The 25,397-nt window shown below is 64.8% G+C and carries 21 protein-coding genes; all 21 read right to left on the bottom strand.

Annotated elements, in window-relative coordinates; translation table 11 throughout:
- Positions 1-289: 289 nt before the first annotated feature.
- The 21 genes from QZ749_RS11620 to QZ749_RS11515 all read right to left on the bottom strand — a co-directional run bounded on the left by QZ749_RS11620 (position 290) and on the right by QZ749_RS11515 (position 25,305).
- The gene (locus tag QZ749_RS11620) at positions 290-2,770 is read right to left on the bottom strand and encodes a hypothetical protein (RefSeq protein ID WP_296946812.1); all 2,481 of its coding nucleotides are present in this window, start codon (positions 2,768-2,770) and stop codon (positions 290-292) included.
- Positions 2,770-4,452: a hypothetical protein gene (locus QZ749_RS11615; protein ID WP_296946811.1), complete on the bottom strand. Its 1,683-nt coding sequence runs from the start codon at positions 4,450-4,452 to the stop codon at positions 2,770-2,772. The genes QZ749_RS11620 and QZ749_RS11615 overlap by 1 nt, the downstream gene beginning before the upstream one ends.
- A 1,059-nt stretch (positions 4,453-5,511) precedes the next feature.
- Positions 5,512-5,742: a hypothetical protein gene (locus QZ749_RS11610; protein ID WP_296946808.1), complete on the bottom strand. Its 231-nt coding sequence runs from the start codon at positions 5,740-5,742 to the stop codon at positions 5,512-5,514.
- A complete protein-coding gene (locus tag QZ749_RS11605; RefSeq protein ID WP_296946805.1) occupies positions 5,729-6,655 on the bottom strand; it encodes a toprim domain-containing protein in 927 nt (308 codons plus the stop codon). The genes QZ749_RS11610 and QZ749_RS11605 overlap by 14 nt, the downstream gene beginning before the upstream one ends.
- On the bottom strand, positions 6,642-8,294 hold the full coding sequence (locus QZ749_RS11600; RefSeq protein WP_296946802.1) for a DEAD/DEAH box helicase: 1,653 nt from the start codon (positions 8,292-8,294) through the stop codon (positions 6,642-6,644). The genes QZ749_RS11605 and QZ749_RS11600 overlap by 14 nt, the downstream gene beginning before the upstream one ends.
- Positions 8,295-8,297: 3 nt before the next feature.
- Positions 8,298-8,606 carry a hypothetical protein gene (locus tag QZ749_RS11595; protein WP_056134326.1) on the bottom strand — a complete coding sequence of 103 codons (309 nt, stop codon included), beginning with the start codon at positions 8,604-8,606 and terminating at the stop codon, positions 8,298-8,300.
- Complete coding sequence (locus tag QZ749_RS11590) at positions 8,603-8,761, bottom strand: hypothetical protein (RefSeq protein ID WP_296946796.1); 159 nt, start codon at positions 8,759-8,761, stop codon at positions 8,603-8,605. The genes QZ749_RS11595 and QZ749_RS11590 overlap by 4 nt, the downstream gene beginning before the upstream one ends.
- Positions 8,762-9,371: 610 nt before the next feature.
- The gene (locus QZ749_RS11580; protein ID WP_296946790.1) at positions 9,372-10,112 is read right to left on the bottom strand and encodes a hypothetical protein; all 741 of its coding nucleotides are present in this window, start codon (positions 10,110-10,112) and stop codon (positions 9,372-9,374) included.
- A gap of 112 nt (positions 10,113-10,224) precedes the next feature.
- The gene (locus QZ749_RS11575; RefSeq protein ID WP_296946787.1) at positions 10,225-11,568 is read right to left on the bottom strand and encodes an integrase family protein; all 1,344 of its coding nucleotides are present in this window, start codon (positions 11,566-11,568) and stop codon (positions 10,225-10,227) included.
- Positions 11,569-11,997: 429 nt separating this feature from the next.
- On the bottom strand, positions 11,998-12,375 hold the full coding sequence (locus tag QZ749_RS11570; protein WP_296946786.1) for a YXWGXW repeat-containing protein: 378 nt from the start codon (positions 12,373-12,375) through the stop codon (positions 11,998-12,000).
- Positions 12,376-12,553: 178 nt separating this feature from the next.
- Positions 12,554-12,907: an energy transducer TonB gene (locus QZ749_RS11565; RefSeq protein ID WP_296946784.1), complete on the bottom strand. Its 354-nt coding sequence runs from the start codon at positions 12,905-12,907 to the stop codon at positions 12,554-12,556.
- 76 nt (positions 12,908-12,983) lie between these two features.
- The gene (locus QZ749_RS11560; protein ID WP_296946781.1) at positions 12,984-14,777 is read right to left on the bottom strand and encodes a methyl-accepting chemotaxis protein; all 1,794 of its coding nucleotides are present in this window, start codon (positions 14,775-14,777) and stop codon (positions 12,984-12,986) included.
- Positions 14,778-15,201: 424 nt separating this feature from the next.
- The gene (dusA, locus tag QZ749_RS11555; protein WP_296946778.1) at positions 15,202-16,191 is read right to left on the bottom strand and encodes a tRNA dihydrouridine(20/20a) synthase DusA; all 990 of its coding nucleotides are present in this window, start codon (positions 16,189-16,191) and stop codon (positions 15,202-15,204) included.
- Positions 16,192-16,330: 139 nt separating this feature from the next.
- Complete coding sequence (locus QZ749_RS11550; RefSeq protein ID WP_296946776.1) at positions 16,331-17,584, bottom strand: tetratricopeptide repeat protein; 1,254 nt, start codon at positions 17,582-17,584, stop codon at positions 16,331-16,333.
- A gap of 82 nt (positions 17,585-17,666) precedes the next feature.
- Positions 17,667-19,436 carry an asparagine synthetase B family protein gene (locus QZ749_RS11545; protein WP_296946774.1) on the bottom strand — a complete coding sequence of 590 codons (1,770 nt, stop codon included), beginning with the start codon at positions 19,434-19,436 and terminating at the stop codon, positions 17,667-17,669.
- On the bottom strand, positions 19,411-20,022 hold the full coding sequence (locus QZ749_RS11540) for a lasso peptide biosynthesis B2 protein (RefSeq protein WP_296946771.1): 612 nt from the start codon (positions 20,020-20,022) through the stop codon (positions 19,411-19,413). Before QZ749_RS11540 ends, QZ749_RS11545 begins: the two co-directional genes overlap by 26 nt.
- An 18-nt stretch (positions 20,023-20,040) precedes the next feature.
- A complete protein-coding gene (locus QZ749_RS11535) occupies positions 20,041-20,196 on the bottom strand; it encodes a hypothetical protein (RefSeq protein WP_296946769.1) in 156 nt (51 codons plus the stop codon).
- Positions 20,197-20,399: 203 nt separating this feature from the next.
- Positions 20,400-21,185, bottom strand: a complete 786-nt coding sequence (locus QZ749_RS11530; protein ID WP_296946766.1) for a LuxR family transcriptional regulator — start codon at positions 21,183-21,185, stop codon at positions 20,400-20,402.
- An 8-nt stretch (positions 21,186-21,193) separates the two neighbouring features.
- Positions 21,194-22,042: a hypothetical protein gene (locus tag QZ749_RS11525; protein WP_296946762.1), complete on the bottom strand. Its 849-nt coding sequence runs from the start codon at positions 22,040-22,042 to the stop codon at positions 21,194-21,196.
- The gene (locus QZ749_RS11520; protein WP_296946760.1) at positions 22,039-23,565 is read right to left on the bottom strand and encodes a hypothetical protein; all 1,527 of its coding nucleotides are present in this window, start codon (positions 23,563-23,565) and stop codon (positions 22,039-22,041) included. Before QZ749_RS11520 ends, QZ749_RS11525 begins: the two co-directional genes overlap by 4 nt.
- A gap of 42 nt (positions 23,566-23,607) precedes the next feature.
- Positions 23,608-25,305 carry an OmpA family protein gene (locus QZ749_RS11515; protein WP_296946757.1) on the bottom strand — a complete coding sequence of 566 codons (1,698 nt, stop codon included), beginning with the start codon at positions 25,303-25,305 and terminating at the stop codon, positions 23,608-23,610.
- Positions 25,306-25,397 lie beyond the last annotated feature (92 nt).

Raw genomic sequence — 25,397 nt, 5'->3', positions numbered from 1 at the left:
TGGTGGCGGCAAGTCGCACGGTCCCGGCGGAGGTCTGTCGCAGGGGCCTGGAGGCGGACTCTATAGCGGACCGGGCGGTGGAATGTATGCAGGACCTGGCGGAGGTCTGTATCGCGGCCCTGGAGGCGGGTTGTACTCAGGACCGGGCGGCGGCATCTACTCAGGACCGCGATCCGATGACGGCTACAAGGGACCTTGGGGGCCGTGCATTACTGGGGTGTTAGGTAAACGCTGGATGGCAGAGAACTGCCCGGGCTGACTAGCTGCCCAGGCAGTAATGTGCCGTATTTTAAGGATGCGGCTGGTCTTGTTCTTCCCGCACTCGCTCTGCCTGGAGGGCCTGCGTAACCCAACGCTGGGATGCCGTCGCACTACCTGGCATCTTCATCACGTGCGCAAAGCGTCTCCATCCCGGAGATTGTACAAAACGGAGGATTGCTCCCTGTTGTTCAGTCCGCACGCCATGCGCTGTCTTCCGAGCCAACTCGATGAACTCGGGTGAAGTCAGCAGCTTGTCGACCGCCTTGATAGCCTCGGGCTTAGCTCCCTTGGAAAGCGCCGACGCAACCGCAGCGCCCGCGCCTGGACCAAGGGCCCAGCCGACCGTTGTGCCCACAGTGGCGCCAACTGCAGACTCGCGTGCAGTTTTGTAGAGGCGTCCAGTGAAGTTGTCGATCGGCTTCAGATCGTCCTTGATGGCGTTGAGGCGGCCCGTCGTTATGCGCTCGCGCGTGGCTGCGCTGATGCCCTTGGAAACGCGGTACAGGTCGCTGAGCTGCTTGCGCGCCCCGGGCGGCAGATGGGTCATAACGGCCAGGTGCGACTGCTTGTTCTTGAGCAGGCCTTCGTACCAGGTGGCGAACTTGCCGAAACTGACGTGGCCATTGGCCGCAGTCTTGCCAAAGGCGGTGCTGAGACCAGAGGCGACGACCTCCTGGCGCATGCTTTCTGGGACCGACTTCAGCAACTTGATAAGCTGGGTCGGGTCTCCCGCCGGGAGCGCCTTCATGGCCGTCGACATCTTACCGACGAAGGACTCGTCCAAGTGCTTGCCGAACAATGCGCCCAGATCGTCCTGAACGGCTTTATAGGATGCGACGGTCTTCTGTGCAAGATCCCACTTCGCCGCCATACCATGCTGATCGAGCACGGCCCGCTGGTCCTTCTTCAGCGCGTCCTCGAGCATCGAGATCAGGCGGCTGTCCGAGTCCTTGAATGGGCCGGCTCGTTGGATGCGCGCCGCGGTGAGGTCGCGCCGCACATCGTCCAGCAGTGCATAGGTCGGCTGCTTCGTCACCGGTACAGTGCGCTTGGTCGCGGACTGGGCGCCCGGCATCAGCGGATTGCCCGGCACCTCCTCGGTTTGCATGATCCGTTTCGGCGACAGCTTCGCGAAGATCATCTTCTCCATGGGAGACAGGTTCTTCATGCCGTCGAGCTCGTCGGCGCGCGCCTTTATCATCGCGAGTACGTTCTCGGCCGGGGCCTCGGCCTTGGCCGGCACTGCAGCGCGGATCTCGTCAAAGAAATTGTCCGCATGGCCCTTGAGCTGGTCATGCACGCCGGTCAATTCGTGTTTGACGCTATCGGCAAGGGTGCTGAAGTCGTGCGTGCCGCCCATCTCCTCGATCAGGTCGTTGGCACGCTGGGCCACCCGTTGCAGGCCCTCCAGTTCAGCGGCGCGGCCTTCCGACCCTGGGATCGACTTTGCAGCCTGAGACAGCTCGCGGAAGGCCTGGTTCGTGGTGACGTGGTCCGCCTGCAGGTCACCATCGACGCCCAGGCGCTCAGCAGCTCCCACGACCTTGGGATCGGGCGACGCCTGCTCGGCCAGTACCTGCTTTGCCCGGCTGCTGCCGAAGCCTCCCTCGGCGGCTTTACGCGCTGTCTGGGTGAGGTCTTCCGCCGCCAAGGGTGCCGTGCCGCCAGCGGCGCCCGTTGGAGCGTCGGTGGCCGCGCGCGCAGCTGGACCCCGCGCACCAGGTGTGGCGGCGCCGGCATCAGCAGCCTCGGCCGATGCAGTCGCCAGCGGGTCGACCGCGGCGGCAGACTCGGCAGCAGCAGAAGGGTTCACACCGCGCACGCGCCGTAGGATCTGCCTGGCCGGTGCTGCTGCGGCGCGCACTGCATTGACCACAGCTGGCACGGCGGCGCCGGCGACGCCCGCTGCTGCCACCTCACCCGGATTGAACTCCCCGCCGGTGGCCGCCTGGGTCGCCTCGATAGCTGCCTGTGTGCCAGCAGCCCCGAGAGCGGCGCCGCCGAGGGTCGTGGCGCGGCCGGCTGGAGTGAATGCGGCGATAGCACCGAGAGCGCGCGGCAGGTCGCTGACTTGGAAGCCGGGCTTGATCGCGTACTCCTTGCCGTCGATCGACGACTGCAGCAGGTAGTTACCCTTGTCGTCTTGGCGTGCCTGCACACCAGGAAAGTTCGACTGGATGATCTTGACCGTCTCTGCCGGGTTGGCCAGCAGCGTGCCAAGACCGGCTTTCGCACTCGCCATGCTGAACGAGTTCAGCTCGGGCATGCCGGCCCAGTCCGGCAGGGCGTCGGTGATGGCCGTGTGCCGCTTGTCGCCGGTGACCGCTTCCTTGATGTGCCCCGGGATTGCGGCCAGGGTGTCGAACAGATTGTGGCCCTGCTCGATCTCGGTGGCGTCATTTTCCGGCAATGACTTGATGTAGCCGGCCAAGCGTTGAGCGGCCTTCGTATCGCCGGCGGCGTCGGCATTACGCAATGCTTGGTAGAGCTGTTCGCGGTCGACGGGCATCACTTGCCTCCGTATTTCTTGAGCAGCGCGTCGATATCCGACGGGTGGCCACCGCCACTAGGTGCGGCGTGGACACTACCGTCATGGCTGCGGCGAATCTCTATCGCACGCGGCGACAAGTACTTGTCGAAGTCGCTGCGGCCGGTCGTGGTGCGGTACTGCTGCTCCAGCCCGCCGAGTTGGCCGACCATCAGTTCCTGCACCGTCTTGATGGCGCCCTTGAGCTGCGCGGGGCTGTTGGCGGCGTCGATGATGCGCCCCGCCTCCTCGCGGTCTGCCACGCCGCCGCCGGCGCCGACGATGGCCTTGACGATTTCGTCGCCCACGATCTTCTTGGCGCCCTGGAAGTTGGTCGGCGCCGCCAGGCCGGTCTGCATGGCGAAGTAGTTGCCGATGCGGTTCACGGCCTGCGTGTCCTTGTTGCCAAGCGCGTCCGCCAGTTGACCAAGCGTGTCCAAGTGCGAAATTCCGACGTTGAACGAGCGGATCGAGTTGCCCGCCTTGCCGGTGGCGAACTCTGTGTTCGCTCGACGGTCGCGCGCCACGTCGCTGGAGATGCGAGCGAAGTCCGTGCCTGGGTTTTTCAGTTCGGCGGCGGCGAAGATCGAGGCCGTCTTGCTGTTCACGCGGTTCGGATCGAGGCGGCCAGTGGTGACGGCGCCGTTCGCGCCGAACAACGCCTCGTTCTGCTCGTCCGTCAGGCCGGCAATGCCGTGCTCGACCTTGACCTTGGCTGCGGCCTCCTGGCGCGCCGCGATGCGATCCTGAACGGCCAGTTGGCCCGCCACGTTGGCCGCCGTGTTCGCGCGCGAGGTTTCCGCCTGCAGTTGCGCGTCCGCCGTCGGCGTCGTGTACTTCGTCTGGTCTGCTGCTGACAGGCCCTGCGCCTGGACTTGACGCAGGTAGCCCGGCAGCGCGGCAGCATCGGTCGGGATGCCGTCCAGGTAACCTTGAAGTTCATCCTGGGGAATGATGCCTTTCGCCGCGAGCGTACGGAACATGGTCTGCGCCTGAGTCAGCTTCACTCCCGGCTTCGCTAGTGAACCAGCAGTTTGCGCGACGATACTCCGGTTTTTCAGGTATTCATCAGCCTCTGCGGAGCCAGCATCTGCATTGGCCTTGCGCAGCGCGGCCGGCGCTAGGTCGGCCGTGCGCTGTTCAGTCTGCAAGGTGCCGAACGTTTGTGCGAAGTTCCTAGGATCGTTAACATGCGACAGCACGAAGTAGGAATAGCCGAGTGCTTTCTTAGGGTCATTCGTGACGATATCCAGGCCATTCTCATAGTGAGAGGCGTCGACGCCGGAATTTTTGAGTGCATCGATTTGGGCCTGAAGTACTTTTCGCGCAAGGTCCTTGCGACCCGCCTGCAGCGCGCTCGCGACCTGTGCATAGGTGTCACCCTCAGCCTTTTGCTCGGCAGCGGACATGCCATCCCACGACTGCTTAATGGCCTCACGCTGTTTGGGGTATTTCAGTGCCAGCGCCGAGAATGCCTGTGGCGTGGGGTTTAACATCGCGGCCGCGATATCATTTTCGTACTGCTGAGACTGCTGCTGAGCTAGATCACGCGCGCCCCGTTGTTGCTGAATTTCCGCCAGCGCAGCGCCAGCCTGTAGGCCGCTCAGCAAGCTCTGGCCTAGATCGATAGATGGAAGAAGTTGACTATAGTTTATCGGGTCCATCAGAATACCTCCACATTGTCGGGATGGAAGAATGCGTAGGGGATGGAGCGCCGGGAAATGACTCGAAGAGAGCCTTGAACAGGGCGTAGGGAATAGCGCATCACATTCTCCCAGGTTAAAAAGGGTTGTGAGCGGCTGGTCACTCGGTTCTCAGCTATAGCAATTTGGCTTGCCAATGGATTGATTATAGTTTTTAACTATCGAAAAACATAATTCGATAGTTATATTATTTTTGACTTAAAAATATGGCTTTCATAGGTGAAACGACTTAATCACTCAACAAGACCAACGATGTTGGGTTATAGTGGCCAGTTGATACATACCACGCTCCCAGAGTGAGAAACCCATTCATCTTGATCGGATGAACCCGGCCGCGCGCAATCGATAAGGTTCTGCCAATACTTCTGGATGAGGTAGAGCGCGGATCGATTTGCGCCGGATCTTCATCACATCCTCGCATGACCATCCGTATCAGACAGCTAGGTGGCCAAGGCCTCGCGCGCGCTCGTACTGGTCCGATAATGCTCTCCCATCTGCTCACCCTCCCTTTTTACGGGCACGGATATTTCCACCCTCCAGAACGCGCGCCCGGGCGATGCGTGGCATATTTCCACCCTCGCGCGCATGCAGGCGATACCTGTCGCACTACTTCTCATCTTCCTGCGAGCCGTATGGGAATGCTGGCCGTTTCGCCACCTCTCCCAATAGCAGACGCTCCAGCGTGCGGCCACCGCACTCACCTGGCCCCCTTTCCCTGGCCAGCTTCTCTGCCAGTTCGCCTGAAACCCACACCGAGATCCGGCGGAAACCCGCTTTCTTCATCCGACGCTTGTACAGCGCTAGTCGTTCAGCACTCGTAGTCAATCCGCTGCCCTTCGTTTGGCCCATCACTCATCTCCCTTTTTGTATTACAAGTAGTGGCAAAAGCCTATCCTGCGTGTTGTGAACTACCCAGGGACCGCCTTGGTATTTCCAAGCCCTTTTTATGGACTATAAAAATTCCGCCCTCGTGCGTGTGCGGGATGCCGGCGGAAATTTCTCCTGTGATCTCAGGTTTTCTCAGGGAGGCGCGCCCTGCAACTGCAGCCACTGCCCGAGCCGCATGTAGTTGTTTTCGGGCGTTTGCACATACCCTGCACGGTGCGCCGCGGCGAGTTGGGTCCAGTACCGGCCCATTTCGTCAGGATTAGCCCGGGTCTGCGCCTTCGCCTCTTCGACGTCGTCCGCGTTCCAGCCATACAGGTTTGCGATGTAGGCGAAGTCCCGGAGGAACTGCTTAGAGACCTTCATCAGCCCAGTCCCTTCCAACGCGATCCGGTATCTGGATCTCGACGGCTATGCCTTTCTGCACTAACCGGCGCGCTAACCCGAACGCCGCGGCCTGGCCGGTAAAGCTGGCATCGTTGTCGCCTGCGATCAGCACGCGCTCTACACCCTCCGGCGGTACCCAAGCTTCAAGCAACGTCGCATTGGTCGCAGCCCAAACAGGCACACCGAAGCGTTGAGAGGCCGCCAGTGCCGTTTCTATGCCCTCGGCTATACCGAGCGTCGTCTCGACCCCTGAAAGCCTCACAGCGGCCGTATTTAGCGTCTTCCCGGCCATGATCTTCTTCGGCTGGGGTACAGGCGCCTTCTCGCCTTCGTACGTCAGGTAGGTCCGGTGAATCGATGCCCCGGCGCCATCCGGATACTGGATCTTGGCGACCATTGCCGGGAAGCGTCCCAAGTCGCGGCCCTCCTCGTCGGTGTACCTCAACCGGGGATGGAACCGGAGCCCGGCCGGCACCTGTTCGAGGCCGAGACGTCCGTTCAGGTATCGCCATACCGGGTCACCGTGGACAACCTCTCTGGTCTCTGCCCACACCCGCTGCAGCGCCTTCACCTTGTCATGCTCCGCGCGCGCCGGCATGATCGCCCCGGCAGGGACTGTTCCGACGATGCGGTCAACGTGCTTGGCCGTCTCCTGGAACGTCCATCCGAACACGATCTGCAACAGCTGAAAGCCATCCCCAGACCCGCAGCGCGAACAGAACCAGGTGCCGCGACCGTCCTTGTCATCGAAGCGGTACCGATCTTTCCCTGTGCAGGCGGGACATGGGCCGTGCTTGTTACGAAGGTAAGCCGGATCGACGCCGAGGGCTTGCAGGATGCCCGGCCAGCGCCCGACCGCCACTTCGGCCGTCTTAGGCCTAAGCGCCTGCATGACGGGCCTCCTTTCCCTTCGCCGCCTTGATCTGGAGGTGTCTCAGAAAGCCCTGCACCTCGTCGGTCGGCGCAGCCGGAACGTTTTGCATCCCGCGCGGCCAAACGCCGAAATAGTCCCGGTACCGGTGAGCGACCCAGCCCGGCTGCCGGCCCTTTTCCTGTGCCACGCCCAGCAATTGAGAGTAGAACTCCTGCTTGTCCATCTTCTTCGCCTTGGGCTTCTTCTTGAGCGGTACCAGGTCGCCGGCGCGGACGTCGACGTTTGCCTTGCGCTCGGGGGCAAAGCCACATACGGGGCATTTGTGGACGGTCTTTACGTAACTGCAGGATGGGCAGGCCTTCGGCAACGGCTTTTCCTTCTCTTGGGCCTCGCCTTTCGCTTCCCTGGGGGTGCCGTCGTCCAGCTCGAGGGGAAACTCGTCAGTCGGAAACCCGAGGCGGACGACCGAACCGGAGTGGTCGAGGATCAGCGCGCGGTCCTTGCTCGCGTGCGGGCGCAGCACCCGGCCGGCCATCTGGATGTAGCGGATGAGGGAGCGAGTCGGCCGGGCCAGGATCAGCGTGCGGCATGCCGGGAAGTCCCACCCCTCGGCGAGAATGCCGACGTTCGAGATCACCATCGTCTCGCCGGTCTCTACACGAGCCAGGATGGCGCGACGCTCCTCCTCGTCGGTATAGCAGTCGATATGCTCGGCGCTGACGCCGGCGGCATGGAAGCGCTCGACGATGTGCTTGCTGTGCGCGATGTTTGCCGCAAAGCAGACGGTCGGGGTCCCGCGCGCCAGGCGCAGCCAGTGCGTCACGATGTCGCCCACCAGCTCCGGCTTGTTCACGGCGCGGCCGACGTCGGCATCGGTGTAGTCTAGATCCCCGAACGCGTTGCGCGCCTGCTTGATGCCGGCCATATCCGGCTCGCTCGGCGCGTACACGTCACAGTCCACCAGGTAACCGCCTTCGATCAGCTCCGGGATCGTCGCTGCTACAGTCATGTGCTCGAACAGCGCGCCGCCGAGCTCATCGTAGTGCTTGCCCAGGCCCCGGGCATATGGCGTGGCCGAGAGGCCGATTACCGGGACGCCCTTAGCCGCGGCGAGTACCGCGCGGTATTCGCGGGAGCCTGCGACCGTGTGTGCTTCGTCGATGATGATCAGATCGACATCTGGCATGCCGCGCCGGGCGACGGTCTGGGTGCTCCCCACAAGGACGCTCTCGTACACCCTGGCGGTGTTTTCGCCTTGGATAATGCCGTGATCGATGCCGGCCTTCTTGAACCGACGGGAGGTCTGCTCAACCAGGTGCACGCGATTGCAAAGGAAGATGACCCGCTTGCGCTTTGCTCGGGCGCCTCGGACCAGGGCCATGCCCATCTCCGTTTTTCCACTCCCTGTAGGTGAGCAGAGCATTTCCCGAGTGATCCCCCCGGCCAAAGATAGGCGCAGGTTTTGGACGGCTGCAGACTGGTACGGGCGCAGGGTCAGCGGCTTGGATGCTCCTTCGCCTTGGCTGGGCGGGTTTTTTGCCGTTAACTCTTCTCTTCTCTTCTGAGTTGCAACTAAGCTGCTAGCGCACTCTTCTGAGATGCTCGTCAGTGGATAGCAAGGTGCTAGCACTTTGCTAGCAATTGACGTATTGTCCATATGCTATCCCTTCGCAAGCTTGACGCTAGCGGCGCCCTGCGCAATCAGAAAGCCGTGATCAATCAGCACACCGAGATCCAGACCGGTGATCGACAGCTTTCGCTCAAGGAATGAGACATCGTGCGGCACCGTGCCGTTGTTTTGGCTGGCATACAGCCACAGCAGCATGAGATGGCCCTTGGCGACGTCAGGAAGGGCGCAGAAGCTGTAGTCATCGAGGATGGCGCGATGCAGCTTGATCCATGGAGGATTACGCTTCCCGTAGTGCTGGAACGTGTCCCAGTTCTTGATGGCGAGGAGCTGGGTATTCATGCCGGCACCAACTCAAGTTCGCCCTGAGGTGGCGGATTATCCTTACGTCGGCCGAGCAGAACGTAACGAGCGACGCCCTTGTGCAGCAGTCCATCGGGGCCGAGCACATCCTCGGAGAGCGTGCAGATGTCCCAAGCGTCTTTGAGCTCTTTCACCCTCGTTGCCAAACGCATGTACCCGGCCGCAGTGCCCTCGTAGGTATTGAGGCCGCGTGCCCCGCGGAACTCCAGGGCGCGACGGAGGGTTTCCCGCTGAGTCGTACCAGATGCATTTCGGAGAGCGACGCCATTCTGGGCAAGCTCTTCGCACACGGCTGTGATACTCTGCGGACTGCAGTTGAAAATTGTGGTTTGTTTTGTCGACTTGGGCCCGCCAGCTTGATCGACGCGAGCGCCTCCCGCACGGGGGGCGTTTTCGTTTCGGCGCTTAGGCATGAGCACCTCCGTTCAGGAGGGCTGCGATTTGGTTCGCCGGCCAAGCAAGGCGCCCATGAACACGAACGGGACGAATTGGACCGTTTTCGTTGCAAGCCCACATACGCAGGGTTTGGGGTTTGCGATTCAGAGCAACTGCCGCTTCGGCAGTGGTAAGCGTCTCCGGGACGCTCGCAAGTTTGAGAGAGGTTGCGCGGGTTACGATCATTTCGTGTCACCTATATGTGTTGAAAGGTGATACGAAGTTTCTGAGCGGCACTACCCTCCGCCGCAACAGTCCCCCTATCCCCCAATTCGGGGGGGCAGAGACGAGAGAACTACTCGATTTAGATCAGTCAGCCCCTAAAAGTGAGCCGTCTGAACGGAGACTTTCCCAGGCTTTTTCGAACGATTTCTCGGTGAACATATTCGCATTCTTAAGCATTGCCGCCTTTACATCGGCCTTGGGCCCGCTCTTTCCGCGCATACGCGGAGGCAGCTCTTCCGGGTTGTAGCCATTACTTGTCAGCCACTGCAGAATTAGCTCTCGTTGCCGAGTTGATTTAAGGACGACCTTGTCTTGGCTGCCAGAAGGTAAACCCTCCGAGTCTTTGTCCAGATAGGGATAAGAAAGCCGGTAAGGGCTGCCCTCATTCGCAAGCCATTCATTGAAGTCTCGAGTCTCAACAATTGGATTTGCCGACACCGAAACTCCCCCTATAGACAGATCCGACATGTCTACTCGGACGCCATTCATTCTTATAACCAGTTTTCCTTGCCAAACCGCCCGATTTGATTGCATGCGAAAGGTACGCACGTCTACCTCTCCGGGGTAAGCCTCAGAAATGACTTGGATAGCTTCGGTCAACCTATATCGCCCTTGCTTCCATCGGGCCAACCGGTCGGTCACATATTCAAGAAAATCAGGATAGGTGCAGGCGATTTCTAGGATTGTGTAAAACTCGAACTTCACCATCCGTCTGCCGTCCTGCCCGAACGGAGGAGCACATTCCCAGCGCTCAAGTTCTCGCGGGGGGATTTCATCTAGGCTTGAAGCGACATTTGATGGGTTGGTATCGGCCTCTGCTGACATGTTGCGTTCCTTCGATACGCACCTTCGAAATAGGAGCGCCAGGCGGGCGGGCGAAGGCTTCCCGCTTTTCAGTCCGTCGACCTAGCCCAGCGCTTTAAACTGATTCACCTCGTTAGGCGTTCTCCACAAGGCGCAGGGCGGGCTGTTCGGGTTCGAAAACTATTCCGGCTTGCTCCAGCATCCACGCTTCCAGCTTCGTGTGCCATTGGCGCAGCAGATCGAGCGGCCGGCGCCTGTAGTGTTTCTCTGCGATCGCGCTGGGCTTATGGCCCATGATCTGCGCAACAATACCGGCCGGCGTTTCAGTCCACTCGGCCAAGGAGCCGAACGAGCGGCGCAGGCCGTGTAATGTCAGGTCAGGCAGGCCAGCAGCGGACAGCGCCCGCTTATGGGCCGAAGTTGGCTCGACAAGCTGGCCGTTCTCGGCCTTGACGCTTGAGAAAACCCATTCATTGCGCCGAGGTAGAGCGGACAGAAGATGGCGCACGTAAGGGGTTAGCGGGATTGTTCGTTCGCCCTCTACCTTGTCGCGTATGGTCAGACTGAGCCACTGGAAATCGACGTCTTCCCACCGGAGGCCCGAAAGCTCACGACGGCGGGCGCCAGTCAACAGCAACGTTTGTAGGTAGGCGGACTGTACGGAGTTCGACAGCTCGCGCACGGCCCCGAACCACATAGGTAGTTGCTCACGCTGCAGGCTGTCGCCCTCCTTTGCGTTCTTGGCTGGGAGCTGGTCGCGCACCTGTTGCACCTTACAAGCGCCAGTTGGAACCAGCCCCGCGTATTCTGGCTGCGATTCGCACCAGTTTATGAACACGGATAGCAGCCGGAAGGCGAGCGCCGCACGGGTCGAGCGCCGCTTGGTCTCGACGGCAAGCCATTCGCTTATGCGGTCACCTGTCAGGTCGCAAAGTCGCACATCGAGCAGCGAAGCCAGCGGCCCCGGCTCAGTCTCGCCCTTACCCCGCTTCTTCTCCACGCCACCACGCGACACGACATTTTCGTGGTCACGCACATGCCAATCGCTCCATTTCTTTCGGCCAGCGTTGCGTCGTGCTGCAATGTAGAGCGGCCATGCATCGCCAAGCGTCACTGTCTCTCGCCTTGCCTTGGTCGTGCGCTCAGTCTCTGCCGCAGCTTGGGCGGCTCGTGCCGCTCGATCGGCCGCGATCTCGTCGGCCTTGACTTGGCGCGGATCTTTTCCGGCGTCAATCAGAACCTTTAGCCGGCGCGCCTCTGCCCTCGCATCGGCAATCGCCCAAGTCTTCGGGTCGCCGATGGTAACGCGCATCGCGTTACCGTTGAGCTTAGATTGAAAGATGTAAGATTTGGCGCCGGTCGAGGTCGCGCGCAGCCCCAAGCCAGGAGCATCGGCATCCCACATGAAAGATTGACCCTTGCCGCCCTCGCAGTGGAAGCCATCTACCCGCCCGGCTGTGAACTTTACTCGTGACATCTTTCCTCGTTGTGTAACCGCTGTGTAACCCAAAAATGAGTATATCAATCAACTTTCTTCAACACAACGAGTTACGCCATCATACGCAAACCTTTGTTTTTAAAGGACTAAGCAACAGTGATGAATAACAATCAACGCCCACGAAAGGCTGAGTAGTCAGGATTGTGATTCCTGTCGTCGTGGGTTCGAGTCCCATCAGCCACCCCAAGAATTCAAGCGCAAGGCCCGGTCTTCGAACCGGGCCTTGTCGTTTCCGCGCCCCTCCTCCACGCCGCCCCAGGACAAGCAGCAACCGAAATGCCTTTATGCAACTATGCAAGAGGAACCCTGCCATACCATGCAGGCAGGCGCGCCGGCGGATACCGACGGGTGATCGACGCAAAAAAGCCCGGTCCTCGGACCGGGCTTTCCATTCTTACCGCCAGCGCATCAGGAACGATGCGGATTGTTCGGACGGCTGTCGTAGCGGTTCGGCACGCCGTCGCCGTCGCGGTCGCCACGGCGCCAGCCGCCGCGATCCAGCACCCAGCCGCCACGGCCGTCTTCACGCCATTCCGGGCGATGCCAGGCATAGCCGCGGCGCTCGCGTTCCCAGTGGCCCTTCACCCAGGTGTAACGGTGGCCGTTCCAGTTCCAGTAGCCCGGTGCCCAGGCGTAGCCATGGCGCGCATGCGGCACGACTTCGTGGCGCGGCGGCGGCGGAGCGGTACGGACGACGACGACGGCACCTTGAGCGAAAGCCTGGGCCGGCAGGACGGCGGCGGTGCTGATCAGGGCTGCGGCAGCGGCACAGAGGATCCGTTTCATGATGCTTCTCCTTGTTGATTGGTATGGCTTCACTATAGCGAGCCGGAGAAGCGCACAGTTGGATTGAAGGAAGTTCTTACAATCGAAACATGTCGCCACAGTCGCGTTACAGTTGGCGCGACGGCAGGACGAAAAAAAACCGGCCATGCAGGCCGGTTCTCATCCAGGGAAGGCGGGATCAATCCAGCTTCCAGGCGTAGTCGACCTTGGTCCAGGTCTGCGCCGGTGCGCCGTCCTTGGTGCCCGGCTTGAACTTGCAGGCCGACAGGCCTTTCAGGGCTGCCTTGTCCAGGCCCTTGAAACCGCTCGACTTTTCCAGCTTCGAGTCCGCCACGCTGCCGTCGGCGGCGACCAGGAAGGACATCGAGGTGGTGCCCTGCTCTTCGTTCATCAGCGACGCCTTCGGGTATTCGACCTTGCATTTCGACGGATCGAAAGTGGCCGGGACTTCGGCGGCGAAAGCCGGCGCGGCGAAGCCGGCGGCGACGGTCAGAGCTGCGAACAGGCTACCGGCAAATTTCTTGTTGGACATGGTTATTTCCCCTGAAAAATAAAGTTTTTTTTAACACACCGGCGCGAAGCCGGCCGATCTAGCGAGCTCTCCAGGCTCAGAATTCTTCCCAGTCATCGCTGGCGGCGGCCGCTGCGACCTTCTTCGAGGTTTGCGACTGGGCTGCCGGTGCTGCGTCTTCCTGTTGTTCGGTACGGGCCTTGGCCTTGGCGGCAGCCGGCTTCTTCAGCTGCGGGCGGGCCTGGCGGGCGGCCGGGGCACGCGCCACGACGGCGGTCGAGGCCGATACCGGCGCCGGTGCCGGCGCGTCCATCTGCTGCTCGTCGCCGGCCGCCAGCTTGAAGATGCTGACCACGCGCTGCAGCTCGCCGGCCTGGTCCTGCAGGCTCTGGAAGGCGGCGGCGGCCTGCTCGACCAGCGCGGCGTTCTGCTGGGTCATGCCGTCCATCTCGATGATCGACTGGTTGACCTGCTCGATGCCGGCGCTCTGTTCGGCGCTGGCGGCGGCGATGTCGCTCATGATGTCGGTCACGCGCTTGACGCTCTCGACCACTTCGTCCATCGTCACGCCGGCCTGGCCGACCAGCTTGGAACCGCGGCTGATCTTCTCGACCGAGTCGCCGATCAGCGTCTTGATTTCCTTGGCGGCCGCGGCGGAGCGCTGGGCCAGGTTGCGCACTTCCGACGCCACGACGGCGAAGCCGCGGCCCTGTTCGCCGGCACGCGCCGCTTCCACGGCGGCGTTCAGCGCCAGGATGTTGGTCTGGAAGGCGATGCCGTCGATCACGCCGATGATGTCGGCGATCTTGCTGGCCGAGCTGTTGATCTCGCCCATCGTGCCCACGACCTGCGACACCACGTCGCCGCCCTTGCGCGCCACGTCCGACGCGGTCGCGGCCAGCTGGTTGGCGGCGCGGGCATTGTCGGCGTTCTGCTTCACGGTCGAGGTCAGTTCTTCCATCGTCGACGCGGTCTTTTCCAGCGAGCTGGCCTGCTGCTCGGTACGCGACGACAGGTCGGCGTTGCCGGCGGCGATTTCGCGCGACGCGGTGGTGATGGTATGGGTACCGCGACGCACCTGGCTGACGATGTCCACCAGGCTGTTGCGCATCTGTTTCATTTCGGTCAGCAGGCTGCCCTTGTCGGTCGCACTGGTCTCGATGGCGATCGACAGGTCGCCGTGGGCGATACTGCCGGCGATCCTGGCGGTGTAGTCCGGCTCGCCGCCCAGCTGCTTGAGCAGGCCGCGGGTGATCACGGTGGCGGCGGCGATGCCGATGGCGACGGCAACGGCCAGCACGACCAGCATGAAGTTACGCGCATTGTTGAAGGCGGCTTCGGCATCGACCTTGGTCTGGGCGTTCTGCTTGTCTTCCATGCTGCCCAGCTGGTCCAGCGCATCCAGCCATTTCTTCTGGGCCGGACGGATTTCCTTGACCATCACGCGGGTCGCGTCGACGGCGTTGTTGGCCAGGTAGAGTTCCGATGCCTTGGCGATCGCCGGCATGGCGATGCTCTCGGCTTCCTTGATCTGGGCCAGCAGCGTTTTTTCCTGCGCCGAGGCTTCTTCAGCGAACTTGGCGCTCAGCTTTTGCTGCAGGGCGTCGTACTTGGCGGTCTGTTCCTTGAAGCGGTTCAGTTCCGGCTCCATGTCGGCCGGGTCGGTCATCAGGGTCAGGGTACGCAGCGACGTCACGCGTTCGCTGACGTTGTTGCGCATGTCGACCACCAGGCGCGAGACGACGTTGCTGACGCCCACCACGTGGTCGAGCCGGTTCTGGATTTGTGCCATGCGCAGGAGGCCGAAGACCGTCACAATGACCAGCATTACCAGCACGAGGGCAAAGCCCAGGCCCAGTCGCACGCCGACCTTCATGTTTGCTAAATTCATTCCCTATCTTCCCTGTTTCAAGTGTTCGGATTCGCCTGATAGGCCGCCGTTCTGCTTACGAAAAGTCCAACTCCCCAGTGGAATTTCGCGTATTTCTGTGAGGATAAATCAAAACTGTGTCTTTGCAGACAGAAAACGTGCGCGACCGTAAGTCTGTTTCGTGACTACAACAATCCATGTCACATACGACAACACAACAACAAGTCAGGCAAGGAGAAGAACCCCGATTATCGGTCTGTTCTTGCCATTGGGCAAGGAGTATTCATTAAATGATTTCAATCCGGAAACATTTGCTGTAGCAAACCGGGTACATGGCGGCAGCAGGGCTGCCACCGCCGCCGGCCCAGGAAATGACGGAAATGCCGGAAGCCGAACGACGCTCCAGGCCGAACCCGGGCCGAACGCAGACCAACGCGCGCAGGATTCAGGCGGCCTGGCGCAGGCGGCCGGCCGCTTCGAGCAGCAACTCCGGGTCGCCGGCGGCCAGCTTGCGCGCATCGGACAGCACCTGGCGGAAGCCGCGCGCGCCCGGCAGGCCGGCCATCAGTCCCAGCATGTGGCGGGTGATGCCGTGCATGCGCAGGCCGAGGGGGCCGTAGCGTTCCAGTTCGGCGCGGATGTAGGGAATCATGGCTTCCAGCACCTGCTCGCGCGACCTGGCCGGCGCGGCGTCGCCATGGAAGCGCTCGTCCCACGAGGCCATCATCCAGGGATTGTGATAGGCCTCGCGGCCGATCATCACGCCGTCCACGTGGCGCAGGTGTTCCTCGATCTCGTCGTTGGTCTTGATGCCGCCGTTGATGACGATTTCCAGGTCCGGGAAGTCGCGCTTGAGCTGGTAGGCGACGGCGTAGCGCAGCGGCGGGATCTCGCGGTTTTCCTTGGGCGACAGGCCCTTGAGCACGGCATTGCGGGCGTGCACGATGAAGGTGCGGCAGCCGGCGTCGGCGATGGTGCCGACGAAGTCGCGCACGAAGCCGTAGTCTTCGTCGTAGTCGATGCCGATGCGGTGCTTGACCGTGACGTCCACCGACACGGCGTCGCGCATGGCCTTGACGCAGTCGGCCACCAGTTGCGGTTCGCGCATCAGGCAGGCGCCGAACGCGCCCTTCTGCACGCGCTCGGACGGGCAGCCGCAGTTCAGGTTGATCTCGTCGTAACCCCACTGCTCGCCCAGCTTCGCGCTCTTCGCCAGGTCGGCCGGATCGCTGCCGCCCAGTTGCAGGGCGACGGGATGCTCGATGCCGTCGAAGCGCAGGTGGCGCTCGGCATCGCCGTAGACCAGGGCGCCGGTGGTGACCATTTCCGTGTACAGCCAGGCATGGCGCGTGATCTGGCGGTGGAACACGCGGCAGTGACGGTCGGTCCAGTCGAGCATCGGGGCGACGCTCAGTTTTCGTTGTGCTTGGTTCATTCGGATTCCTGCTGTGCCCGGAAAGAGGTGCGGCGCGCCGTCGTGCATGGCCCTGCCGCCGTGGGCGAACCCGACATCTTACCCTAGTTCCGTGGCGGCTTCATGCTCCGGCCGCCTGCACGCCACCGTTCCCGTGCGCTCACGCAAACGCCCCGCCATGCCGCCTGAGGAAGTCGATCGCTGCGCCCAGGGCCCGCTTGTAGCCGCCAGTGAATGCCTTCCAGGCCATTACCGCGGCAAATGCCGAGGCAGCGGCGCACAGGACGCCGAAGAGCCCCCCGCTGGACAGGCACAGCAGGGCCAGGCCCCACAACGCCAGGCACGGCAGCAGCGCCAGGTAGGAGGTATTGCCCTTGTAGGCCCTGGTGAGGGTGTCGCCCCTGCCCTTGCAGACCTTGCCGTTCGCGGGATCGATCATCATGCATGGCACCCCGACGTCCTGCGCCTGCGGCCCGATGAACACCACCACGTAGTCCCGGCCCACCGCGGGCCGCGCGAGCGGCGACGCCTCCATCCGGCAACGACTGCCGTCGCGCGATACCAAAAAGAGAACGCGCCGGTCGATCGCCAGTTCCGACGATGCCAACCGGCACGTGCCGATGAACATCTTCCAGTTGCCCCCGAAGGCCCGGAAGCGCGCGATCTCGTCCCACGCGCGCTGCAGGCCCGACAGCGTCTCCCGCCTGCGCACGTCGGCCGCGCCCTCGTGGCCGAACTCGACGGCGCACGCGAACAGCGCGTCGGCCGTGTCGTCGCCGGCGGGCCGCGCGCCCTCGGCGATCGCCCGGGCCTTCAGGTACAGGTAGTCGCCGTACTGCGCCGCATCGGTGCGCCGGATCATGCTGCTCATCACGGGATCGAACGGCTGCAGGGTATCGTAGGCCTTCTGCGGGTTGGCGGCGAAATACCGGCCCTCCAGGTAGGCCCGCGCGAGCATCATGGCGCCGTCGATATTGGTACCGCCTGCGACGCTCTCGGACAACAATTGCAGCGCCTCGAGCGGATTGGCCGGCTGGCCCTCGCCGGCCAGCATCATGCCGGCGAGCACGTTGGTGCCGAATTCCACCCCCATCTCGTGCGCCAGCCGCGCACTCTCCAGGGCGCCGCCGAAGTCGCCCGATTCGCGCTGGATGTGCGCGAGCCAGGCGCGGCTGAACGCCGAACCCAGGTCGGCGGCCCGGCGGGTATAACGGAATTCCTGGATCCGGTCGCGCGCGATGACGGCGCTGCCTTCGGAATAGACGCCGGCCAGCGCCTCGGCCGCTTCCACGCTGCCCTGCCCGGCCAGGTCGATCGCGGTCCGTTCCGCTTCCCTGGCGGCCGCGGCGTCGTCGCTCTTGAGCCGTTGCTTGAGTTGTGTGTAGTCGATGTCCAGTTTGGTGTCGGTCGTCATGATGGGCCTTTGGTAGGAAGTGGGTTGCCGGTGCGGCGTCGACCGTCCCCTCGCGCGGGACGCCGGACGCATCGGCACATCGTCAGTCGCTGTCGCACGGCGCCAGCGCCAGCGCGGGCGGCACGGCGGCGGCCCGCTCCTGGCCGCGCAGCCAGATCTCGGTCTTGACCAGCAGGTCAAATTCGCGCAGGCTGGCCACGCGCCCGAAGCCGGCGCCGCCGACCAGTCCCTGCCACTGACCGGCGTCGACCAGGCCGAGGCCGACCACGCGCGCCTCGTCCGCGGCGAAACGCCGGCGCGCCTCGGCGCTGCGCCAGTACGCCGCTTCCGGGGCCAGCGAACCGCCCTTCGAGGTGCGCCGCAGGATCTGCTGCGGCACCTGGCCGGCGAAGGCGCTGCGCTGCAGGGTGCGGTCGGGGCGCAACTGCGTTTCGAAGCGGCCCAGCACCGAAGCCGCGAATTCCACCAGCGGCAGGCTCAGCAGCGGATGGCGGAAGCGCACCTCCGGCATCAGGTGGCCGACCGCGACACGGTTCGCCACCAGCGCGCGCAGGTTCTTCCAGTAGCGCCGGCGCGCAACGCTCGGGTCGTCGGGCAGGTTCAGGTCGACCGGCGCCAGTGCGGCGCAGCGGCGCAGGAAATCGGGGCCGTAGCGGTACTGGGGGGTGAACTCTCCCGCCGCCGCCGCGGCGCGCGCGAACAGCGGGCGCACGCCGAAGCGCCACAACTGGCTGGCGAACAGGCGGCGCGGGCTGCCGTCGGCCGGCGCGGCGCGGGCGATCCGGCACGCCTCGCCGAAGCGGCCCGCGCGCAGCAGGTCGGCCAGCCAGTCCGGCTGCAGGCCGCGCGCGTGGAAGACGTCGTCGCCGCCGACGCCGGTGACGATCGCATCGTGGCGCCCCGCCACCAGGCCGCCCAGCACGCCGCGCAGCGTGCCGCTCAGTTCATTGCCCGGCTCGGACCAGCGATGGATGCCGTCCCAGTCGACCAGGTCGCCGTCGGGACGGGTGACGATGCGATGCTCCAGGCCCAGTTCCGTGGCCAGGATGGCGGCATGGGCGGCATCCTCGTCGTGGGCGCTGCCCCAGGTGACGGCGGCCAGGCGCCCCGCGCCGGCGCCCATCCGGCTGGCCAGCGCCACCACGGTGCTCGAATCCAGTCCGCCGGACAGTTCGAACAGCGGCCGGCGCAGGCCGGCGCAGGTGCGCGCGACGGCCTGCCCGACCTGCGCGACCAGTGCGTGCTCGGCGTCGGCGCGCGTGTGCGACCAGGGAAGCGTGCCGGACGCCGGCACCACGGCGTGGCCGCGGTCGGTGCGCCCGGCATGCAGGCGCACGTAGCCGCCGTGGACGAGGCGCAGCAGGCCCTCGTACGGCGTCAGGTCCGACGCGCCGTAGCCGAAGCGCAGCCAGGCCGCGAAATAATCGAGGCACAGGGGGCGCCGGCCGACGGCGCCGACCAGGCCCGCCAGCGTATCGGCCACGTAGCAGGCCGCGCCGACGCGGGCGTAGAACAGCGGACACTGGCCCAGCGCATCCTGGACCAGCGTCACCGTCGCGTCGCGGTGGTCGACCACGGCCAGCGCAAAGGCGCCCAGCACGTGGCGCGGCAGGTTGCAGCCCCAGCGTTCCCAGGCCGAATACGCCAGTTCGCGCGCATCGCGCACGTCCGGGCGGCCCAGCGTGGCCGCCAGTTCGGCGGCGTTCGCGATATGGCCGCCGAAGAAGACCGACAGGCGGCTGCGCTGCAGCGGCCGCTCGCTGGCCAGCAGGCGGCCGTCCTCGTAGTCGAAGCGCGCGGCCCAGCCATCCGCCGCGGGGTGCGATTCACTGGCCAAGTTGACTGATGACATGCCAGCGCTCCATCGAGGTACGACGTTCCAGGACGGGCTTGCCGTCGAGTTCCACCCACGCATGGGCATCGAAGGGATAGGGAACGATGCCGATCCGGTGGGTGGCGGGAAAGCCCAGCCCCCGCAAATAGAGATACAGGGAAAACGAGCGCACGAGGCAGTCGCGGTCCGGATTCTTGTTACGGAACAGCAGCTCGGCGCGCAGGAAGGCGGCGAGCGCCGCCGCGGCCGTGCATGGAGTAGCCGAGGGGGCAGCTGAGGGCGCAGCTGAGGGGACAGCTGACGGGGCGGCCGGCGCGCTGCCCTCGGCCAGCGCGTACAGGGCGTGGAAGCCCGCGCGCGCCAGCACCTGGCGCACGCGCCGGTTCGCCTGCCAGGCCAGGACGTGGCGGCTCGCGCCCCACCAGCCCGGCGCCGGCGGCCGGTGCACCGGCGCCGGCCGGGTGATGCGCGCCGCGCCGAAGCCGCGCACCCACCGTTCGGCCTCGCTCCCGGACAAGCCCGCATAGCGGCCGTCGCGGATGTTCAGGACGTACACGAGGTCGCCCATCGCACGCCACAACAGGTGTTCGCCCGGAGTCGCCATCGCGCCGCCCCGCCTGCCTCAGTTGTAGGAATAGTTGTGGCCGCTTTCCCAGCCGCCGTCGCGGTTGTTGCCGTCGGCGTAGACGCCGGTCACCTCTTCCACCGCGCCCAGGTCTTCCAACACAAAGGCTTCCTCGTTATCCAGTCCGTGCAGTTCGTGGACGATCATGTTCATGCGATGCTCCTGTCGATATCAATAAGGTTGGCTGATACTGCGCGTGCCGCCGATGGCATACCCGACGCCACGCCACTACAACGCGGCGTTTCCGTTTTTTTTAACGGACACGGCGAATTTTTTCCGCGGATGGCCTGCGCCGGGGGATTCTGCGCAAGCGGACGGCAAAAGGCCAGCTGTCACAAGTGACAGGAAGCGGCCCGTCAGGGCAGGATCAGCCCCAGGCCGAGCGCCCGCACCACGGCCTGGCGGCGGTTGGTGGCGCCGAGCTTCCTGGTCGCATTGGCCATGTGGAAGATCACGGTGCGCTCCGAGATCGACAGGATCGTGCTGATTTCCCACGACGTCTTGCCGGTGGCGGCCCATTGCAGGCATTCGCGCTCGCGTCGCGTCAGGGGCGGCCTGCCGCCGCCCTGCGCGGCATGGGCAGCCGTGCGCGCCAGGCGCCGCACCGCCTCGTCCAGGTACAGCGCCGTCAGCAGCACGCGGCCGGCAAACGCGGCCTGGTGGCCCGGCGCCGCTTCCGGCGCCAGGTCGGTGGCGATGCTGAACAGCGCCCGTTCGCCGCGCGGTCCGGCCACCGGCACGGTGATGCCGTTGGCCAGACCGTGGTCGCGCGCCTCGTCGAACACGATGTGGCGCGGCACGACGCCGGCGAGGCCGTCCCAGAACACGGGCAGGCTGCTGCCGGCGACGCGCCGGACCACCGGATCGACGGCTTCGTACCCGGCTTCCTGGTAGCGCCGCACCCAGGAGGCCGGATAGGTCGTGATGACGTTGCGGCGCGAGAGCTGCTCGCGGTCCATGATGGCGTGCTCGCTCGGGAGCATCTTGTGGCGGCCGTCGGGATCGCTGACCAGCGAGGAATAGAAGACGGCGGTATAGCCCATCTCGTCGCACTGGCGCGCCAGGGCGCTGGCGAGCTCGTCCGCCGAGGTGGCGGCGGCCAGCGCCTCGAATTCGTACAGATGGCTCGTCGGCGCCGGCACGGGAACGCTCAGCGGATCGCCTGCTTGAGTTCGGGCGTGCCGAAATCGACCAGGCTGCCCTTCGACTGGGCAAAATAGTCGGTCCAGAAGTTCTGCAGCGCCTTCAGCCGGATCGGGTCGCGGTAGACCGCCTTCTTGCCGGTGGTGTCGCTGGCGATCAGGCCCGCGCCCATCACCCAGATGCGCGCGTTGTCGAAGTCGCCCAGCAGGCCGGCCTTGCGCACCCGGGCCATCTCGGCGGCCGGATCGATGCCGCGCATGCCGTTGCGCTCATAGAACGAGCTCACCGTGGAATTCTCCAGCATGTCGGAAACGACCAGCACGATCTTCTGCGCCGCGCGGCTGGCGCGCACCGATACCGAGACGTCGCTCATGGCGGCGAACACGTCCGACTTGGCCAGGTCGCCGCTGGCGGCCGAAAAGCCCTGCGCCATCGCGGCCTGCAGCTTCTTGACGACGAAGCCGCGCTGGCCCGCCAGGCACTCCTCGAACTGGCGCATCTTCTTGACGCCAATGGCGTGACGCTGCGACTCGGGCACGCCCTCCTCCACCAGGCCGGAAAACACGGTGCTGGTATAGCGCGACTGCGAGTAGGCGGAAAAGCGCACCACGGTCAGCTCGGTGCCCGGCACGACCAGCGGCGCCATCGCCTGCCAGGCCGCGGCCTGCAGCGACTGGTTGAGCAGCGTGGTCTCGTCGATCAGCAGGAACACGGCGCGGCGCGGCGCCGGCACCGGCTCGGCCATGCGATTGGCCGCATAGCACGACGGCACGTCGCCGTCGCGCGCCTGGGCGGGAACGGCCGCGGCGGCGGCCAGGGCAAGGGCCGCCAGGGCGGTAGCGAACGGACGGATCAAAACAGGCCCTCCACTTCCTTGGCGGCGGCCTCGCGCTGCTGGCGTGCCTTGATGGCCTGGATCACGCGCGCGCGCGCGCTGGCGTCCAGGTCCAGCACGTAGCGCTCCTTGTCGCCCTTGTCGGGCAGGCCATCGATGGCGTCCAGGTGCGATTGCACGTCGTCCTGCGCCACGGCTGCCGGCGCCATGGTCGGCGCCGGGGTCGGCGCCGGGGTCGGTGCCATGGTCGGTGCCGGGGTCGGTGCCGGCGTCGGCGCAGGGGCGACGGCGGCGGCGTCGAGCGCCGCCTGTTCGCGTTCGCGCGCGCGCTTCTCCGCTTCCTTGCGCTGCCTGTCGCGTTCTTCTTCCTCGTCCGCGGCGGCAGCGGCGGCGGCGATCTTGGCCAGGTACTGCTTGAAGCTGTGCACCTGCAGCTTGCGGTTGGTCTCGCTGAACTTCGCATGCAGGCCGGTCATCAGTTCCTCGACCGGCTCGACGAAGGCTTCGCGCACCTCGCGCACCTCGGCCCAGCTGGAGAAACCGCGCGTGCGCTTGTACGCATCGCCGCCTTCCTTGGCGGCGAAACCCCATTTGTAGCCCGCATAGATTGCCACGATCTGGGTGATGACGAAGATCACGGCCAGGGTGATGAAGGCGGACATCGCCTCGGCGGTGCCGGCGTCGCGGATCTGCTTGGCCGCGTTCTCGTTGGCTTCCTTGTTCGGCGCCGTGACGGCGGCCGGCAGGCCGTCGGCCTTGTCGGCGAACGGGTTCGAGGATTCGGCCGACACCTGCACGCCGATGGTGCGGTCCGCCTCCGCCTTTTCGTGCGCCTTCATGCGCATGTGCGTCGACAGGCCGGCGATCAGGATGATGGTGACGACGGCGACGACCACCATCGCGTAGCCGCCCTTGTCGCCGACGCGGTTGGCCAGTTGGGTCTGCGCGGATTGCGCCGCGTCCTCGCTCTGCTTGTCGCCCAGGCCGATGTCCTTGGTATGGAAGCTGCTGTCCTTGTCCGTCCTGGCCTGCTGCCACTTGACGCGGGCGGCGTTGATCTGGCCGGTACGGTAGAGCTGGTGGCCGGCGGCGTGCGTGACCATGCCCAGCGCCACGCACAGCACCAGCACGAACGCCACCATCAGCAGCAGGTAAGTGTCCGGGGTGCCCTCGGGCGCGATGAAGGTGCCCAGCAGGTAGGAAAAGCCCAGGCCTTCCGCGATGATCAGGATGCCGATGACGGCGATCAGCCAGAATGGCAACGGCTTGCGTCCCAGGTCGCCGGACTTGCTGATATAGGCCTTCGCGTTCTCGAACTCCTCGCGGTCCATGGCGGGAATGAACTTCCTGAAGTCCCCGCCCAGGGTGTTTTCGGCCTTGGTCCAGCCATCGTCGCCGACGCTGGTCTTGCTGCTGATGGCGCGCAGCTTGAACAGGCGGTAGTAGAACAGCTTGCCATGGAAGGTATTGTTCACGCAGTACCAGGCCAACGCGATGGCCAGCACGGAGGAAAACAGGGTAAGCCCCAGGGAAATCAACGACATGGAACGGCTCCTTATGAAAATCGGTTTGGCGACGGATCGGCCTTACGGCCTGCCGCCCGGCACTTCGGGCTTGAATGCGGATGCGAAGGTCTGCTGCTGGCGGTCCTGGTACACGAAGCCCTGCTCGGCCTTGAACGGCGCCGAGGCCGGCAGCACCACGTCGATGCAGCGCAGCGGCGCGCCCTTGTCGAAGAACACGCGGTACAGCGTGCCGCGGCTGCCCGCGTAGGTGTTTACGACCGGCACGATGCTGTAGTCGGGCTTGCGCGACACGCCCCCCTTCTCGCTGAAGTCCTTGAAGATCAGCACGGTCGGGTTGTTGGCCGGCAGGCCGCCGGCGCGGACCACCGCGACGTTGTTCAGGCTCAGCAGGTGGCCGTTGACGCGTCCCACCCACGAGGTGCCGTAGGCGCCGGGCTGGAACTCGCCGACCTTGTAGTCGCTGCCGCTGCGCAGCGACTTGACCGAGTGCGACACGCGCGCGCGGTCGTCCACGCAGGAGTGGATCGGCGCCTCGTCGGCATGTGCCAGCGGCAGCAGCGTGAAGCCGTCGTTGCGCAGCGGTTTGCCGACGTCGACCTGGTGCGTCAGCTGGCTGTAGCGGGCGCCGCCGAAGTCGGGGACGCCGCGCTCGGCCGGCGCAGCGGGCGGCGCGGCCTTCGCTGGCGCCGTCTTCGCCGGCGCCGTCTTCGCCGGGGCCGGGCGGGCGGCCGCGACCCTCGCCGGCGCCGTTGCGGTGGCCGGCGCCGTGCCGGCCGGGGCGGGCGCCGTGCGCGCCGCCGCCGCGCCCTTCTTCGCGGCGCGGGGAGCGGCGCCGGACGGCGGGGTAGCGGTCGCCGGGGCCGCGGCCGCCGCCACGGCGGCGGCACCGGACACCGGCTGGAAATAGCTGGACGTCGACACCCGCGATTGCAGGTAACTGGCCATCACGCCATCGTTGGCGACGTCGACGATCTCGACGCGCCGGTTTGCCGCGCGGCCTTGCGCCGTATTGTTGTCCGCCGCCGGCAGCGTCTCGCCCGCGCCCTGGTAATAGATCGAGGATTCCGGCACGCCGGCGGCGCGGAACACGTTCGCCACCGCGCGGGCGCGCCGTTCCGACAGGTCGGCGGCGACGCGGCTGTCCTCGAGGTCGTCGGTGTGGCCGACGATCAGGATCTTGCTCTGCTCGACCGAGGCGGCTTCCCGGGCATCCATGCCCTGCTGGCGCGCGCGCGGCGTGTAGGCCGCGGCGATCTCGCCGAAGTAGGCGCGCGCGGCCGGCGTCAGCACGTCGGAATTCGGCAGGAACTGGGCGGCGGAACCGCCCTTGTCGACCACGCTGGCCGCCATGCCGACCGATTCGTCGGCGGCGGCCTTGCCGTTCGCTTCCGGCAGTTGCAGCACCACCGTATTCATCTCGAGGTCATGCTTCCTGGCGATCGTCGCCAGCTCGCAGCGGCGCCGTGCCACGTCCTTGCCGATCGCCTGCCCGATCAGGGCGCCCGCCAGGATGCCGACCGGCACCGCATACTTGCCATTCGAGACCTGCTTGGCGATGACGCCGCCGGCCACCGCGCCCAGCAGCGCGCCGATCTGCGCCGTGCCCTGGTCGAGGCAGGGATCCGCGGCCGCATGCGCGCCGCCGCCCGCGCCGGGTACCTGCGCCATCGGCGCGCACCCCTGCAGGGCCAGGGAAAGAATGACCAGTGAAGCCACCGGCTTGAGACTGCTGCGTACCATGACGGACTGTTGGGACATGACGACACTTCATCAAAAAGTTGATATTTCGCAATATTTTATTGGAAATAATTAGTCAAATATACATATCGGGCAAAAATAGCGAAAAATCT

Origin of the sequence: uncultured Massilia sp. (genome assembly GCF_913773735.1) — a bacterium.
Classification (GTDB): domain Bacteria; phylum Pseudomonadota; class Gammaproteobacteria; order Burkholderiales; family Burkholderiaceae_D; genus Telluria.
Note: the sequence above shows the minus strand (reverse complement) of the source record. Positions and strands in the feature narration are given on the sequence as shown.

Coding starts and splice junctions, on each gene's coding strand:
- QZ749_RS11620 (WP_296946812.1), bottom strand. CDS start 2,770: ATGCCCGTCGACCGCGAACAGCTCTACCAAGCATTGCGTAATGCCGAC.
- QZ749_RS11615 (WP_296946811.1), bottom strand. CDS start 4,452: ATGGACCCGATAAACTATAGTCAACTTCTTCCATCTATCGATCTAGGC.
- QZ749_RS11610 (WP_296946808.1), bottom strand. CDS start 5,742: ATGAAGGTCTCTAAGCAGTTCCTCCGGGACTTCGCCTACATCGCAAAC.
- QZ749_RS11605 (WP_296946805.1), bottom strand. CDS start 6,655: ATGCAGGCGCTTAGGCCTAAGACGGCCGAAGTGGCGGTCGGGCGCTGG.
- QZ749_RS11600 (WP_296946802.1), bottom strand. CDS start 8,294: ATGGACAATACGTCAATTGCTAGCAAAGTGCTAGCACCTTGCTATCCA.
- QZ749_RS11595 (WP_056134326.1), bottom strand. CDS start 8,606: ATGAATACCCAGCTCCTCGCCATCAAGAACTGGGACACGTTCCAGCAC.
- QZ749_RS11580 (WP_296946790.1), bottom strand. CDS start 10,112: ATGTCAGCAGAGGCCGATACCAACCCATCAAATGTCGCTTCAAGCCTA.
- QZ749_RS11575 (WP_296946787.1), bottom strand. CDS start 11,568: ATGTCACGAGTAAAGTTCACAGCCGGGCGGGTAGATGGCTTCCACTGC.
- QZ749_RS11570 (WP_296946786.1), bottom strand. CDS start 12,375: ATGAAACGGATCCTCTGTGCCGCTGCCGCAGCCCTGATCAGCACCGCC.
- QZ749_RS11565 (WP_296946784.1), bottom strand. CDS start 12,907: ATGTCCAACAAGAAATTTGCCGGTAGCCTGTTCGCAGCTCTGACCGTC.
- QZ749_RS11560 (WP_296946781.1), bottom strand. CDS start 14,777: ATGAATTTAGCAAACATGAAGGTCGGCGTGCGACTGGGCCTGGGCTTT.
- dusA (WP_296946778.1), bottom strand. CDS start 16,191: ATGAACCAAGCACAACGAAAACTGAGCGTCGCCCCGATGCTCGACTGG.
- QZ749_RS11550 (WP_296946776.1), bottom strand. CDS start 17,584: ATGACGACCGACACCAAACTGGACATCGACTACACACAACTCAAGCAA.
- QZ749_RS11545 (WP_296946774.1), bottom strand. CDS start 19,436: ATGTCATCAGTCAACTTGGCCAGTGAATCGCACCCCGCGGCGGATGGC.
- QZ749_RS11540 (WP_296946771.1), bottom strand. CDS start 20,022: ATGGCGACTCCGGGCGAACACCTGTTGTGGCGTGCGATGGGCGACCTC.
- QZ749_RS11535 (WP_296946769.1), bottom strand. CDS start 20,196: ATGAACATGATCGTCCACGAACTGCACGGACTGGATAACGAGGAAGCC.
- QZ749_RS11520 (WP_296946760.1), bottom strand. CDS start 23,565: ATGTCGTTGATTTCCCTGGGGCTTACCCTGTTTTCCTCCGTGCTGGCC.
- QZ749_RS11515 (WP_296946757.1), bottom strand. CDS start 25,305: ATGTCCCAACAGTCCGTCATGGTACGCAGCAGTCTCAAGCCGGTGGCT.